At 45.6% G+C, this 14,279-nt stretch carries 13 protein-coding genes; all 13 read right to left on the reverse strand.

The genetic code is table 11. The annotated features are described in order from the left end of the window. Positions 1 to 24: 24 nt before the first annotated feature. Positions 25 to 969 carry a F0F1 ATP synthase subunit gamma gene (locus KGF65_RS12635; RefSeq protein ID WP_050339395.1) on the reverse strand — a complete coding sequence of 315 codons (945 nt, stop codon included), beginning with the start codon at positions 967 to 969 and terminating at the stop codon, positions 25 to 27. A 29-nt stretch (positions 970 to 998) separates the two neighbouring features. Next, the gene (atpA, locus tag KGF65_RS12640) at positions 999 to 2,519 is read right to left on the reverse strand and encodes a F0F1 ATP synthase subunit alpha (RefSeq protein ID WP_159258615.1); all 1,521 of its coding nucleotides are present in this window, start codon (positions 2,517 to 2,519) and stop codon (positions 999 to 1,001) included. A 22-nt stretch (positions 2,520 to 2,541) separates the two neighbouring features. Further along, the gene (gene atpH / locus KGF65_RS12645) at positions 2,542 to 3,087 is read right to left on the reverse strand and encodes an ATP synthase F1 subunit delta (RefSeq protein WP_056952768.1); all 546 of its coding nucleotides are present in this window, start codon (positions 3,085 to 3,087) and stop codon (positions 2,542 to 2,544) included. Then, on the reverse strand, positions 3,077 to 3,592 hold the full coding sequence (gene atpF, locus KGF65_RS12650; protein ID WP_050339397.1) for a F0F1 ATP synthase subunit B: 516 nt from the start codon (positions 3,590 to 3,592) through the stop codon (positions 3,077 to 3,079). Before atpF ends, atpH begins: the two co-directional genes overlap by 11 nt. Positions 3,593 to 3,645: 53 nt before the next feature. Next, complete coding sequence (atpE, locus tag KGF65_RS12655) at positions 3,646 to 3,858, reverse strand: F0F1 ATP synthase subunit C (protein WP_159258617.1); 213 nt, start codon at positions 3,856 to 3,858, stop codon at positions 3,646 to 3,648. A gap of 37 nt (positions 3,859 to 3,895) precedes the next feature. After that, positions 3,896 to 4,609, reverse strand: a complete 714-nt coding sequence (gene atpB / locus KGF65_RS12660; RefSeq protein ID WP_159258619.1) for a F0F1 ATP synthase subunit A — start codon at positions 4,607 to 4,609, stop codon at positions 3,896 to 3,898. Positions 4,610 to 4,886: 277 nt separating this feature from the next. Next, positions 4,887 to 6,167 (reverse strand): uracil-xanthine permease family protein, encoded by a 1,281-nt coding sequence (locus tag KGF65_RS12665; protein WP_050339399.1) that lies wholly within the window; start codon positions 6,165 to 6,167, stop codon positions 4,887 to 4,889. A 1,339-nt stretch (positions 6,168 to 7,506) separates the two neighbouring features. Continuing rightward, positions 7,507 to 8,136, reverse strand: a complete 630-nt coding sequence (upp, locus tag KGF65_RS12670; RefSeq protein ID WP_003639227.1) for a uracil phosphoribosyltransferase — start codon at positions 8,134 to 8,136, stop codon at positions 7,507 to 7,509. A gap of 79 nt (positions 8,137 to 8,215) precedes the next feature. Then, a complete protein-coding gene (gene glyA, locus KGF65_RS12675) occupies positions 8,216 to 9,454 on the reverse strand; it encodes a serine hydroxymethyltransferase (RefSeq protein WP_216748587.1) in 1,239 nt (412 codons plus the stop codon). A gap of 58 nt (positions 9,455 to 9,512) precedes the next feature. After that, complete coding sequence (locus KGF65_RS12680; protein WP_050339401.1) at positions 9,513 to 10,532, reverse strand: L-threonylcarbamoyladenylate synthase; 1,020 nt, start codon at positions 10,530 to 10,532, stop codon at positions 9,513 to 9,515. A gap of 1,119 nt (positions 10,533 to 11,651) precedes the next feature. Further along, entirely contained in the window at positions 11,652 to 12,512 is an 861-nt protein-coding gene (gene prmC, locus KGF65_RS12685; protein ID WP_159258620.1) for a peptide chain release factor N(5)-glutamine methyltransferase, read from the reverse strand. Continuing rightward, complete coding sequence (prfA, locus tag KGF65_RS12690; RefSeq protein ID WP_003639231.1) at positions 12,505 to 13,587, reverse strand: peptide chain release factor 1; 1,083 nt, start codon at positions 13,585 to 13,587, stop codon at positions 12,505 to 12,507. The genes prmC and prfA overlap by 8 nt, the downstream gene beginning before the upstream one ends. Before the next feature lie 13 nt (positions 13,588 to 13,600). Continuing rightward, positions 13,601 to 14,179 carry a thymidine kinase gene (locus KGF65_RS12695; RefSeq protein WP_050339403.1) on the reverse strand — a complete coding sequence of 193 codons (579 nt, stop codon included), beginning with the start codon at positions 14,177 to 14,179 and terminating at the stop codon, positions 13,601 to 13,603. Positions 14,180 to 14,279 lie beyond the last annotated feature (100 nt).

Raw genomic sequence — 14,279 nt, forward strand, 5'->3', positions numbered from 1 at the left:
TAGTCGTTAATTCCTCCCACTTCGTTATTCTTGCGCAACCAAGCCACCAGTGATTTCAGTAATTTCAGTGGTAATCGCAGCTTGACGCGCACGGTTATATTTCAGATTTAACTTATCAATTAAATCGCCAGCGTTATCTGATGCAGCCTTCATCGCAGTTGACGACGAAGCATGTTCAGCAGTCTTGGCATCCAAGATTGCACCATAAACTAGGCTTTCAGCGTATTGTGGCAACACGGCCGACAAAATCGCTTCTTCTGACGGTTCCATTTCGTACTCAGGACCGACATCGACCCGACTGTCCTTGGCTTTACGGTTGTCTGATTCACTTTGTTCAAAAGTCTCTTCAGAGATCGGCAGCATTTTAACTGACCGGAAACCAGAAGAAAGCCGGTTGATAAAGTGATTGTAGAACACGTAAAGTTCATCAAAGACTTCGTTATGATACATTGATGTGACTGTCTTAACGATTTCACGAACTTCTTTAAAAGTTGGTACGTCAGAGACGCCGCGGTATTCATAGGCCACGTTTAAGCCGTTCTTTTTATAGAAATCCGCACCAGTGCCACCAACCGCCAAAACGACTGCGTTATTGGCATCAAGCTTATGCGTCCGCATGAAGTCATTGGTTTGCTTTAACACGTTACTGTTATAGCTCCCCACGAGACCACGGTCGGAAGTGATGATCAATAAACCAGTCTTTTTAACAGGCCGTTGTGCTAATAATTCGCTTACCGAGATGGTATTGGAATTACTATTGGCAACACCGACACTTGCTGACATCAGATGAGCTTTGGCTAGATGCGAAACGATGCTTTCAACTTTGGAAGCGTACACTTGATACGTCGTCGTATGCTTTTGAATCTGATTCAACTTAGAGGTTGAAACCATTTGCATTGCGGACGTGATCTGATGAGTCTTCTTCGTTGAGTCAATCCGGCGCTTGACATCCATTAATGATTCTGCCATGCACTACTCACCATCCTTTTCAGCCATAACTACTTTGCAGCGGCAGCGGTTGGCTGGAATTGTTCTGCGAATGCATCCAGCGCACTGTTCATCTTGTCGGTATCTGGCAACTTCTTAGTTGATAAGATCGTGTCAAATAGGTCTTGATGACTAGCGTGGACGAATTCGAACAATTCGCTTTGATAACGGGCAATATCGTCTACTGCCACTTTATCGAGATAACCGTTCGTCAAAGCGTATAAAATCATAACTTGTTCTTCAACCTTTAATGGTGAATGAACAGGTTGCTTTAAGACTTCAACGATCCGTTGCCCACGATTTAACTTCGCTTGGGTTGCGGCATCCAAATCAGAACCGAATTGTGAGAATGATTTCAATTCACGGTATGAAGCCAAGTCCAGACGTAACGTCCCGGCAACTGACTTCATGGCTTTGATTTGAGCATCCCCACCAACCCGGGAAACAGAAGCCCCGGCATCGATCGCTGGCCGAACACCAGAATAGAATGAATCACTATCCAAGAATATTTGGCCATCGGTGATGGAAATAACGTTAGTTGGAATATATGCTGAGATATCCCCGGCTTGCGTTTCGATGATTGGTAAGGCAGTCATTGAACCGCCACCCAATTCATCACTCAACTTAGCGGCCCGTTCGAGCAACCGTGAGTGCAAGTAGAAGACATCACCAGGATAGGCTTCACGACCTGGAGGACGACGAAGAATCAATGAAAGTTCACGGTAAGCCGTTGCTTGCTTTGAAAGGTCATCATAGACGATCAACACATGCTTGCCATTGAACATGAATTCTTCACCCATCGCTGCCCCAGCATAAGGTGCTAAGTACAACAATGGTGCTGGTTCAGAAGGTCCGGCGGTAACGACGATCGTATAATCCATCGCACCTAACTTCTTCAACGTTTCAACTTGGGCCCGCACCGTTGAGTCCTTTTGACCAATTGCGACGTAGACACAAATCATGTCTTGGTCTTTTTGGTTCAAAATGGCATCAATGGCAACGGACGTCTTACCAGTCTTACGGTCACCGATAATCAATTCACGTTGGCCACGACCAATTGGAACTAAGGCATCAATGGCCTTGATCCCAGTTTGGAGTGGTTCGCTAACTGATTGCCGTTGCATGATCCCTGGGGCTTTATGTTCGATTGGCCGCGTGTTCGTGGTCTTAATCTCACCTAAGCCGTCGACTGGTTGACCTAATGGGTTCACGACCCGGCCAATCATGGCATCCCCAACTGGAACTTCCATGATGCGGCCAGTCCGCTTAACAGTATCGCCTTCACGAATACCATCAAAATCCCCTAAGACAACGATACCAACATCGTTGCTTTCGAGGTTTTGTACCATCCCGTAAACTCCGTTACTGAATTCGAGCAATTCACCTTGTAAGGCGTTGTCGAGTCCGTGAGCACGGGCGATCCCATCACCAACGTAGGTGACAGTACCGGTTTCAGCAACTGAGAGCTCAGTTTGATAACTTTCTAATTGTTGTTTGATTAGAGCACTGATTTCTTCAGATTTAATGCTCATAAAAGTTTCACCTCTTCGTAAACTAATTGTTGATGAGTGCTCGTCTTAAATTCGTTAGTTGTAACGCAACGCTTCCATCAAACGTTTGATTATTTGATTTCACAATTACTCCGCCAATGATTGCTTCATCGACTTTACGTGACAAAACAACCTGATTGGCACCAACGCGTTCGGCGAATGCCTTTGCGATTGCATCAGCTTGCTCATCTGACAACTTGACCGCGGACGTTACTTCGGCATGCACTATTTTACGACTCTCATCGAAACGTGCTTCAAACGCGTCAACAATGTCAACTAAGTTAGACATGCGGCCGTAATCATACAACATTTGAATAAAGTTTTTAATGTATTCTGAAGCGTGGTCAGTCAAAGTTGACAACGTTGTCTGTTTTTGATCAACCGGAAGCAATGATCCTGAGAGGACCTCTGCCAATTGCGGGTTGTCGACAAAGACTTGCCGTAATTGCTTTAATTCAGCCAGGAATGCTTCGGTCTGATCCTTTTCAACTGCAAGTTCAAAGAGTGCCTTTGAATAGCGACTTGCAATTGTAAGATTATCAAGACTCATGCTTTCCCAACCCTTCAATATACGAATTAATTAATGCCTGTTGGCCTTCCGGATCCAATTGCTTCTTAATGATCTTCGTCGCAATCGCAACCGAAATGTCAGCGACGTCTGATTGGACGTTCTTCAAGGCATCTTGACGCTCCTGTTCAATATCCTTACGCGCATTTTGTTTATACTGCGTTGCTTCGTTTTGCGCATCGGCAATGATACTTGACCGTTGCTTTTCGCCACTCTTTTTCGCGTCAGCGACAATTTCACTCGCTTCAGCTCGAGAGTGTGATAGCGCATCACGCCGTTGATCAGCTAAGTCACTCGCTTCTTGCCGAGACTTTTGTGCTGAATCAATGTCGTTCGCAATCTTGTCGGCTCGATCAGCCATCATTTTTGTGATGGGCTTCCAAGCAACAACAGAGATCAATGCCATCAAAACAATAAAGCTAATCCCGATAAACAACATATCACCAAGGTAGAGACCGGATGCACCGATAATTAAATGCGAGAGCATCTAATGACACCTCCTTCTTTCATTTTCATTAAAATGAACTCGTTGACCAATGATTACTTGTTCATAACCATCAAAGCAACAACGAAGGAAATGATAGGCATTGATTCGACCAACCCAACACCGATGAACATGTTAGTCCGTAATTGACCAGATAATTCTGGTTGACGGGCCATCCCTTCAAGCATCTTAGAAATAACCAAACCGTCACCAATACCAGCACCTATAGCGGCACCACACATAGCAATACCTGCAGCAATTGCTCCCATAATCTGTGTATCCTCCTTAAAATTAAAAAACTAGAAATTATTCCTCGTCGTTAACCTTCTGAGAAATATAAACTGAAGTCAAGGTTACGAACACGAACGCTTGAATGCTCCCGATAAACACTGAGAAACCTTGCCATAAGAGTTCAATTGGAAATGAGTAAACATAGCTCAACCAACCGTTGCTCTTTGCCAAATCAGCAACCTTCGTTAGTAACAATTCACCAGCAAAGATGTTCCCGAACAGCCGAAGACCTAAAGTTAGGAAATCGGTAAATTGTTCAAAGACGTTAACAACCGCGAAAACAGCAAAAGGTTGTGTGTATTCTTTCAAATAACCACCCATACCTTTCTTACGAACACCCGCAGCATGTGCAAGTGCAACGGTCATAAACGATAACGTCAAAGTCACAATCGGATCGGCGGTTGGACTCTTCAGATACGTATACTGCCCGACCTGAACGTGAATGAACAATCCAAGTTGGTTAGCGATGAAGATAAAGAGAAACAATGTAAATGCGTACAAACCGAAGTTAGACGCTTCGTTACCCTTGATCGACCCTTTGACAATGCCATTCGTGAACTCGATGAGCCACTCCAGCACATTTTGTCCACCCTTGGGCTTCATCGTAATATGTCGCGAAAGCAAAAATACAAACAAGAACACAATTAGACAAGTCACGATTACTGAGATGTCATTCGCGATATTAAACGTCAGCCCAAGGAATTTGACTGTAGGAACTGGATCACCCACTGAATATCACCTCTTTCCTTTAATTTCGGTACTATGATAACCTTAACCGTTGCGACTAGCAACGTCAATTTTATCGTAATCCGAAATGATAGATCAGGGTCGCCCCTAATCAAAATACAAAGGTAATAATACCACCACCGTCGAAAAAATTCAAAATAATTTCAACTTTTCGTCAATCAATAAAAATCCAACAACATCAAGCTTTCATGAAGCTTTCACATCGTTGGATTTTCATCATCTGGACTTTATTTTCATGTGCTAACTGACAACCATCGATTTACTTCTCGTTGACAGCCACCTTTGGTAATATCAGGTTCATAGCGATTCCGAGCACTGTTGCGACAGCTAAACCACTAAATTGAAAGCTCCCAATTTGTAAGTAAGCATTCCCAATTCCAATCACCAAAATCGCTGATGCAATCATCAAATTACGCTTCTGATTAAAATCAACTTTATTATCAATCAGGATGCGCATTCCACTGGAGGCAATCACCCCAAATAGCAAGAAACTGACACCACCAATGACTGGAGACGGAATACTTTCAATCAGTGCGGACAGCTTGCCGACAAAACTAAAGATGATGGCAAAAAACGCCGCGCCACCGAGCACGTAAATACTGTGAACCCGAGTAATGGCCAACACACCGATATTTTCACCGTAAGATGTCACGGGCGGGCCACCAACAAAACCAGCAATAATTGACGCGGTCCCGTCACCAGCTAACGTGTGATTAAGACCTGGATCTTTGAAAAAGTTTCGTTTGGTCAACTTGTTCAGCACCATAATGTGGCCCATGTGTTCTGACATCGTGACAAAGGCAATCGGCGCCATACTTAAAATTGCCCCCCAGTAGATGCCGGGATGGTAACTAATAAACGGTAATTGAAAGGCTGGCATCGCAAACCAGTGCGCCTTTTCAACACCAGAGAAGCCCACGATTCCGACTAAGACCGCCAAAATATAACCACAGACGATGCCGAGTAAGATTGGCACTAAACTCATGAAGCCGCGCAGATACATATTAAAGATTACCGTCAGTAACATCGTCGCAATCGCGACCGCAAAATATTTCAAATCATAATTATTGCCATTCATCGTCGCGTCCTTGGCCGCGGTACTGGCGAGTGACAATCCAATCACCATGACGATTGGTCCAACAACAATTGGTGGCAACGCCTTGTCGATCCAATCCGACCCAATCAATGTCACCAACAGACTGACAAGCAAGTAGACGCACCCAACGGCGACCGTCCCTTGCGCGATTGCTGGATAACCAGCCGTCTTCATCAGCGACTGCATAACAACGATGAATGAAAAGCTAGACCCCATGTACGCTGGAATCTTACCACGCGTAATCAGGATATACATCAACGTCCCGACCCCGGAACTAAAAAGCGCAATGCCCGGATTTAACCCCACCAGAATTGGCACCAGGACGGTCGACCCAAACATGGAGAACAGATGCTGTACGGATAATCCTAACCAACTACCAAACTTTGGTCGGTCATGAATGTCTAATACGACTTCATCATTATGAAACGCCGCTTTCTTTGTCATAACGCACCCCTTTATTAAATCATTGCAAAAGAAAAGACAGCCCACCACTCAAAGCGGCTAGGCTGTCCGAAATTACGTCTGGCTTCCTTACAAGTCGACGTCCGTTCATCCTTATCAGCCTCTCTGAGCTAATTTAAAGGAACTGTTTAATTGCAATTAGTGTACTCGTCTGTTGAATACTTGTCAACTAACGGTTTAAATGTCTTTGCTTTTTCGCTGGTATGTTTGGTGGTTTGTGGTTGTCGATCCGTTAAAGTCAACTGCGGCCAGCTTAGGACCGCTGGGAACAGTGCGAGTTAGCGCAAACTTACAGCAGTATGCTCGTCCTACGCCGGCTTCCAGGCATTTCTGACAACGCTGGAACGCGATGGACGCAGATTTAAGCCGACAAACCACGTCTTAAATACTGGTCTTCCACGTTATCTGCAATATAGATGAAACGTGTTCGGGTCAGACTGGGACTTCCGGTTAGCTACGCCAGAACGCCAAGCGGAAGTTCACCACTTAACGCTCTAGCTAGGCTAATCCTCAGTCCCAACCCGTCTGAACCTCACACTCTGAGAACCACTGAGCATTGTCAGAAACGCCTTCCAGCCTGGGCAGTTTTCGCAAGGCGGACATTTGCGGACCCAACTTCAATTGAACTGATCATTGATTCTTAGCCAACCGTTCATTTGATATTTATCTGTAAGACTAGTTTTCAATCACTGACTAAATGTTTGAATTAGATAAAGTATCAGTATCACAGGATATCATCAGGAATATTCACAATTGGCAGAGAAGCCCAAGACCACAGTTGGAAACAAAAGCAAATTTTATCGTCTAACCATATGTTCAGTTTCAATTGGAGTAAATAATAATCTGTGGGCGATTTTACTGGTGTATCTAAATTTCTTAAATCATCAACGATACTGATTCAAGTTTCACTTGAAGGTCGGTCTTCTAACTGCCAGTGATCAATTGCGCTAAGTTAGGTAGCCGTTCATCTGCTATTCGAGCAGGTTTCCGACTACCCCACTGTTTCACCGTAAACAGCCGCTCTCAAAAATTTTTCTGAGACTCATAAAGAACATGCCAACTAATCGTCTTTTTGAATCACATTTAAAGCGAAATAGTGATTAGTGCAACACGTGCACACTTATTCATTCATAGTTTTACCAAAAATCCGGTAGTCTCATCGACAAAGATCAAATTCACTGTGGTAAGTAATCGTGAATCCAGTCTATCTCTCACTGGACAGGTCCTATAATATAGTAAGGATTTTTTCAAATATTAGTGAACCAAAAAGGCAGCCCCACCCCACGCGTTTGTGGAATGGTGCTACCTTTTTTATGGCAACTTACTTCGTACCAAATAACCGGTCGCCAGCATCGCCCAAACCTGGAACGATGTAGCCATCTTCATTTAAATGGTCATCAAGTGCTGCGGTATAAACATCGATGTCTGGATGTGCGTCGCGAAGGGCTTTAACCCCTTCAGGCGCTGCAACTAAGCACATGAACTTAATATTGCTAGCACCACGCTTCTTCAACATATCCATGGCCATGATGGCTGAACCACCAGTGGCTAACATTGGATCAACGACAAATAACTGACGTTGTGAAATGTCACTTGGTAATTTAACAAAATATTCGACTGGCTTTAACGTCTTTTCGTCACGATACATACCGACGTGACCAACTTTAGCCGCTGGAATCATGTTTAAGAACCCATCGACCATTCCTAAACCAGCCCGTAAAATCGGCACAATGGCAACTTTCTTACCAGCCAATGTCTTTTGCGTTGACTTGGCAATCGGTGTCTCGATTTCAATGTCCTTCAATGGCATGTCGCGTGATACTTCGTACGCCATCAACGTTGAAATTTCGTTGACCATTTCCCGGAAGACTTTCGTCCCACAGTTCTTTTCCCGAATAATTGTCAATTTATGTTGAATGAGCGGATGATCCAAAACCTCAAACTTACCCATGTTGCTACGCACACTCCTTAGTGATTTCTTTCTATTGTAGCTAATTTGGAAAGAAAAAACCAGACCTGATATAAATTACTTAATCAACATCAATTGGATGTTTGGCTGTTAATGCCATGGCTTGTTGCTTAACGTCATCCAAGTTTGCTTGGTCTGTCGGCGCTTGTAACGCTTGCAAGATTAATTCAGCAACCTTGGCGGCATCCGCTTCATCAAATCCACGTGTCGTAATCGCTGGCGTTCCTAAACGAATCCCAGACGTCTTAAAGGCCCCTAAAGTTTCGTTCGGGATGGCTTCCTTGTTGACGGTGATGTAGACCGTATCGAGTAGATCTTGAACTTGCCGACCATTTAATCCCGACTTCGTGACGTCGATCGTCATTAAATGGTTGTCCGTCCCACCAGAGATGACCCGGACTAGGTCAGATTCAGTAAAGACCTTCGCCATTGCTTTCGCATTATCAATAATGTGTTGTGCATAGACTTTAAATTCTGGTTGTAAGTCTTCGCCCAAAGCAATCGCCTTACCAGCAATCACGTGGTCTAACGGGCCACCCTGATTGCCAGGGAAGACGGCTGAATTGATTTTCTTACCATATTTTTCCTTCGCGAGGATCATCCCACCACGAGGACCACGTAACGTCTTGTGTGTCGTCGTCGTGACCACGTCGGCGTAAGGGACTGGATTTGGATGCAATCCGGCTGCCACTAAACCAGCAATGTGGGCCATGTCGACCATCAAGAGTGCACCAACGGCATCCGCAATTTCACGGAACTTCTTAAAATCAATTAACCGACTATAAGCCGAAGCCCCCGCAACGATTAATTTTGGTTGGAATTCTTGCGCTTGTGCCAAGATGGCATCATAGTTCAGCTCTTCGGTCTCAGGATCTAACCCGTATCCTTGGAAATCATAGAGCTTACCAGAAAAGTTAACACTCGAGCCGTGTGTCAAATGGCCCCCGGCGTCTAATGACATCCCCATAACCCGGTCGCCCGGTTGAATTAATGCCATGTACGCTGTCGCATTCGCTTGTGAACCTGAGTGAGGTTGAACGTTAGCGTATTCCGCGCCAAATAATTTCTTAGCACGTTCAATCGCTAAGGTTTCAACTTGGTCAATATATTCGTTACCGCCGTAAAAACGGTGACCTGGATAACCTTCGGAGTATTTATTAGTCAGCACACTCCCCTGTGCTGCTCGAACACCTTTCGAGACAATGTTTTCGGAAGCAATCAACTCAATGTTGTGCTGTTGCCGTGCCTGTTCCTTACTAATCGCAGCCCATACTTCTGGATCTTGTTCTTGGTAATTCATGAATAAATCTCCTCCATTTCACAAGTGACAACTTTCGGGTTTTCCCGGCTTGCAATTATTATACACTAAAATGAGTCTGTCCGGCAGATTTATTTAAGCGATTCATGTAAGCTAACCCTAACCCTTTATTTTCAAAGGCTTGGCAGAGAATATCCTTAATTTCAGTTTCCGTATCAAAGTGTCGTAAGCCGGCAAACAATCGTTGACTTGCCGATTGAATATCAGTCCCAAGCGAAAATCGTTCGCAATTTGACGGGATTTGATTTTGATTCAGAATGGCACCCGTCGCCATGACCCCCATCGGGACGTCTTGTTGCGCTGCCCAGGCTAAAGCTTGTGGCCAATCTTCCGAACGATCAACGATATAAACCTGTGCATTCGGTGCATAGTGCTTGTATTTCATCCCCGGCGCCTTAGGAACTTCAGTGGCCCCGACGTGATGTGCTTCTGTCTGAACGGGCATGCCAATCACGGCTTCGATTGCTTCTGGCGTAATGGCGCCGGGCCGCAAAATCGCCGGCTGATCAGTCGACAGATCCAAGACGGTTGATTCCACCCCGACCTTAGTTGGGCCATCATCCAGAATACCGGCAATCTTACCGTTCAAATCGTGATAGACGTGCTCAGCCAAGGTCGGACTTGGTTTGCCTGACGTATTCGCAGACGGCCCCACGATTGGTGTCTTAGCTGCCCGAATCAATGCCAAGGTCGCAGCGTTATCCGGATTGCGAAATGCTGCGGTCTGTAAGCCGCCCGTCACCTCGGTGGCAAGTGCGTTTGGTTTTAACTTAAAAATCATCGTTAATGGTCCGGGCCAAAAGGCTTTGATCAACTTCTTGGCTGCTTCTGATAGCGGCATGGCAAACCGCTCAACTGTCGCCACGTCGGCAACGTGGACGATCAGCGGATTATCACTCGGACGTCCCTTCGCGCGATAAACTTGTTTCACTGCATCGACATTCGTGGCATCCGCACCTAAGCCATACACGGTCTCGGTCGGGAAAGCCACTAGTTCACCCGCAGCTAACAACGCCGCGGCAGCTGGAATTTCATCCGGCTTAAATACTTTGGTTTCCATAATTACTGATTCCTCTACTTTATTGTATTTATAATTTGTGATTGACGATTTAATATGCATTATTAGTGCTAATTTGTCTTGAATCGTGATTACAACGTGCTGATTTTTAAATTCAAAACAGCCAGCTGGAAAATGGGGCGAGTTTCGTGTAAACCTATATGACAGATGCATCCTACTCCGGCTTCCAGGCATTTCTGACAACGCTGGAACGCGATGGACACAGATTTAAGCCGACAACCCACGTCTTAAATACTGGTCTTTCACGTTAGTTGCAGTATGGATGAAACGTGTTCGGGTCAGACTGGGACTTCCGGTTAGCTACGCCAGAACGCCAAGCGGAAGTTCGCCGCTTAACGCTCTAGCTAGGCTAATCCTCAGTCCCAACCCGTCTGAACCTCACACTCTAAGAGCCGCCGAGCATTGTCAGAAACACCTTCCAGCCGGGGATCCTATTCGAAAGTCGGACATGTGCTGACCCAACTTTTGATGAACTGATCGTTGGTTCTTAGTAAAATGTTGTTTTTACATTTAACTTTCAGAATAGTCTCCTACAGTCTCTAGCCACACTTGCGCTTTGATTTTTCTAAGCTAGTAACATTTTTGAATATTGTCAGAAATTCTATAGTCAGTTGAGATTGAGACTACAAATTTTAAAAATTTACATGGATACACGCTGCGACTAACTGTAAGAATTAGTTCTACGTGAAATTGGTCAATAGTCTTCTAATTAGCATTCAATTTTTGACTCACGATTAATGCTGTCTAAAAGTTTGTTTGAAGATCCAGTCACTAAAAAGCTGTGGTCAATTGCACCCAGATGGGTGGCCGTTCATCCGCCATTCGAGCGGCTTCCCGACTGGCCGGACTGCCGGACAATGCTCAGTAGCCAAATTATTCTTAGCTGGAAGTGGGGTACTTCCGGCTTAGAATAAGACTCGTATTTGAAATTGCGCAGTGGTCTTCTGCGTGAGTTCAAATCGTCGGCTGCGTTCCAGCAATTGTCAGCCGACCCCGGAAGTCGGACTCAGACGTTCACCGGCTGACGAACCGAAGTCCAACTCATCAGCACGTTTTAATCATTTTTAGCACAACCCAATAACTAATTGTAAGTCATCTGACCTACCCAGGTTGAACGACCCGTAACATTCGGTCGTGTCCGGCCATGTCTTGACGCAAGGTCACCGTTGCGGTTGGCAACGCTTGTTGAAATAAGTGCTGGACTGCCGGGCCTTGATGATAGCCGAACTCCAAATATAAGCGTCCAGCTGCCGTCAAGTGTGGCGCAACCGTCGCGGCCAGTTGCTCATAGAGTGCTAGGCCGTCGTGGGCCGCAAACAAGGCTGTTTGTGGTTCATAGTCTAAGACGCTGGCATCCATGACATCTTTTTCATTCGTCGCGATGTACGGCGGATTACTGACGATCACGTCAAACGGTTCGGCCGCAATCGACTGCAATAAATCACTCTGGACAAAGTTCACGTCAAGTGCGAGCTGTTCAGCATTGCGTTTGGCGACCGCTAACGCCGCTGACGAGACATCACTCGCCGTCACCTGCCAGCTCGGACGCTCGTGTTTGAGTGCCAAAGCGATTGCCCCGGAGCCAGTACCGATGTCTAAGACCCGTAGCGGGGTATCAGCGGCTGCATAATCGGTCAAAATCCAGTCTACCAGTTCTTCGGTCTCAACCCTAGGAATAAGAACTGCTGGATCGACTTGCAAGTCTATGCCATAAAAAGGTGCCTTGCCCAAGACATACTGGACTGGTTCTCCAGCCACGACCCGCGCAATGCCCTGCTGGTAGGCTTGCCAAATTGACGTTGGCAAACTGTCACGATAATGGATCAAGAGCTGGGTCTGGTCCAGATGGCTTAATCCCAATAACAAAAAACGGGCACTATCGGTTGGCAATTTGGCCGTTTTAAGACAAAAAGAAGCCCACTGCTGGGCTTCAAAATAGGTCGGCTGTTGTGGCTTATTCATTGGTTAAGCGCTCCATCTTTTCAGCCTGGTCCGCTAAGACTAATGCATCGATAACTTCGTCTAATTCACCGTTCATGACCCGGTCTAATTTGTTCAACGTCAAACCGATTCGGTGGTCAGTCACCCGGTTTTGTGGGAAGTTATAAGTCCGGATTCGTTCAGAACGGTCCCCGGTTCCGACTGCCGACTTACGCTCAGCATCGTACTCATTTTGTTCCCGTGATTGATAGTAATCATAGACCCGCGCACGCAAGATTTCCATGGCTTTGGCCCGGTTTTGTTGTTGTGAACGTTGGTCTTGCATCGAAACAACGATTCCCGTTGGTAAGTGAGTCATCCGCACCGCTGAAGAGGTCTTGTTGATATGCTGACCACCGGCACCAGATGAACGAAAGACGTCGGTCCGAATATCTTTAGGATCAATATCAATATCCACGTCTTGGGCTTCTGGCATGACTCCGACCGTGGCAGTTGACGTGTGCACCCGCCCGGCAGATTCGGTAACTGGTACCCGTTGCACCCGGTGTGCGCCACTCTCATACTTCAGTTTGGAGTAAACTTTGTCACCAGAAATAATCAGCACGATTTCCTTAAAGCCACCGACTTCGGTTTCGTTACGGTCAGCGACTTCCACTTGCCACCCCTGCCGTTCAGCATACTTGGAGTACATGTTAAAGAGGTCCGCAGCAAACAGACTGGCTTCATCACCACCGGCAGCACCGTGGATTTCCATGATGATGTTCTTATCATCGTTCGGGTCCTTTGGTAACATCAACAGGGTAATTTCATGTTCAAGTTGGTCTTTTTCAGCGTTGAGGTTCTTCAAGTCGTCCTTGACCATCGCATTCATCTCGTCATCGAGCTTTTCATGCAATAATTCATCGTTTTCCTCAATCTGACTCGTAACTTCTTTGTAGTGGTTATACTTTTCAACCGTCTCACGCAGGTTACCCATTTCTTTAGATAACTTCATAAAACGTTGTGAATCCGCAATCACATCGGGATCACTCAGCAGTTCGCCAAGTTCTTCATACCGATCAGCAACGGCTTGTAATTTATCAAAAAACTTATCCATTCTCAGCTATTCCTCACTTTGTTAATTTCGGCGGGTAAAAATAATGATGGCGACAAACTGGGTAGTACGCCTCATTACCCCCGATTTGAACTTGTTCGCCCTCATAGACTGGCTGGCCGTCGTGGAACCGTAAATTCATGATGGCTTTCTTACGGCAGAACCAGCAGATCGTCTTCATCTCTTCGATTTTATCGGCATACAGTAATAGGTACTTGCTGCCTTCGAACAATTCATTACGAAAATCGTTCTTCAAACCAAACGTCATGACTGGAATCTTCAACTTATCAACGATGTTGGCAAGTTCCAGCACGTGATGTTTCTTTAAAAATTGGGCTTCATCGATCAGGACGCAGGCGGCATCCGGATTGGTCCGCTCAACCACGTCGAAAACGTCCGTGTCATCGAAGACCGGAATGGCTTCCCGTTTGAGTCCGATGCGACTAGCAACGTAGCCGACGCCGTCACGATTATCTAAGCCACTCGTTAAAATAATGACCGACTTATCCTGTTCCTCATAATTATGGGCAACTTTCAGAATTTCAATGGTTTTTCCACTGTTCATCGCGCCATATCGAAAAAATAACTGTGCCAAGTGACTAATCCCCTTTTTTACACATTTCTAGTCAATTATAGCGGATTTGAGCATGAATTTCAGCATTCTGTCATTAAAACTAATTAACGAATTGATAATA

It is taken from the genome of Lactiplantibacillus sp. 30.2.29, assembly GCF_018991255.1.
Classification (GTDB): Bacteria; Bacillota; Bacilli; order Lactobacillales; family Lactobacillaceae; genus Lactiplantibacillus; species Lactiplantibacillus pentosus.

Coding starts and splice junctions, on each gene's coding strand:
- KGF65_RS12635 (WP_050339395.1), bottom strand. CDS start 969: ATGGCAGAATCATTAATGGATGTCAAGCGCCGGATTGACTCAACGAAG.
- atpA (WP_159258615.1), bottom strand. CDS start 2,519: ATGAGCATTAAATCTGAAGAAATCAGTGCTCTAATCAAACAACAATTA.
- atpH (WP_056952768.1), bottom strand. CDS start 3,087: ATGAGTCTTGATAATCTTACAATTGCAAGTCGCTATTCAAAGGCACTC.
- atpF (WP_050339397.1), bottom strand. CDS start 3,592: ATGCTCTCGCATTTAATTATCGGTGCATCCGGTCTCTACCTTGGTGAT.
- atpE (WP_159258617.1), bottom strand. CDS start 3,858: ATGGGAGCAATTGCTGCAGGTATTGCTATGTGTGGTGCCGCTATAGGT.
- KGF65_RS12665 (WP_050339399.1), bottom strand. CDS start 6,167: ATGACAAAGAAAGCGGCGTTTCATAATGATGAAGTCGTATTAGACATT.
- upp (WP_003639227.1), bottom strand. CDS start 8,136: ATGGGTAAGTTTGAGGTTTTGGATCATCCGCTCATTCAACATAAATTG.
- glyA (WP_216748587.1), bottom strand. CDS start 9,454: ATGAATTACCAAGAACAAGATCCAGAAGTATGGGCTGCGATTAGTAAG.
- KGF65_RS12680 (WP_050339401.1), bottom strand. CDS start 10,532: ATGGAAACCAAAGTATTTAAGCCGGATGAAATTCCAGCTGCCGCGGCG.
- prmC (WP_159258620.1), bottom strand. CDS start 12,512: ATGAATAAGCCACAACAGCCGACCTATTTTGAAGCCCAGCAGTGGGCT.
- prfA (WP_003639231.1), bottom strand. CDS start 13,587: ATGGATAAGTTTTTTGATAAATTACAAGCCGTTGCTGATCGGTATGAA.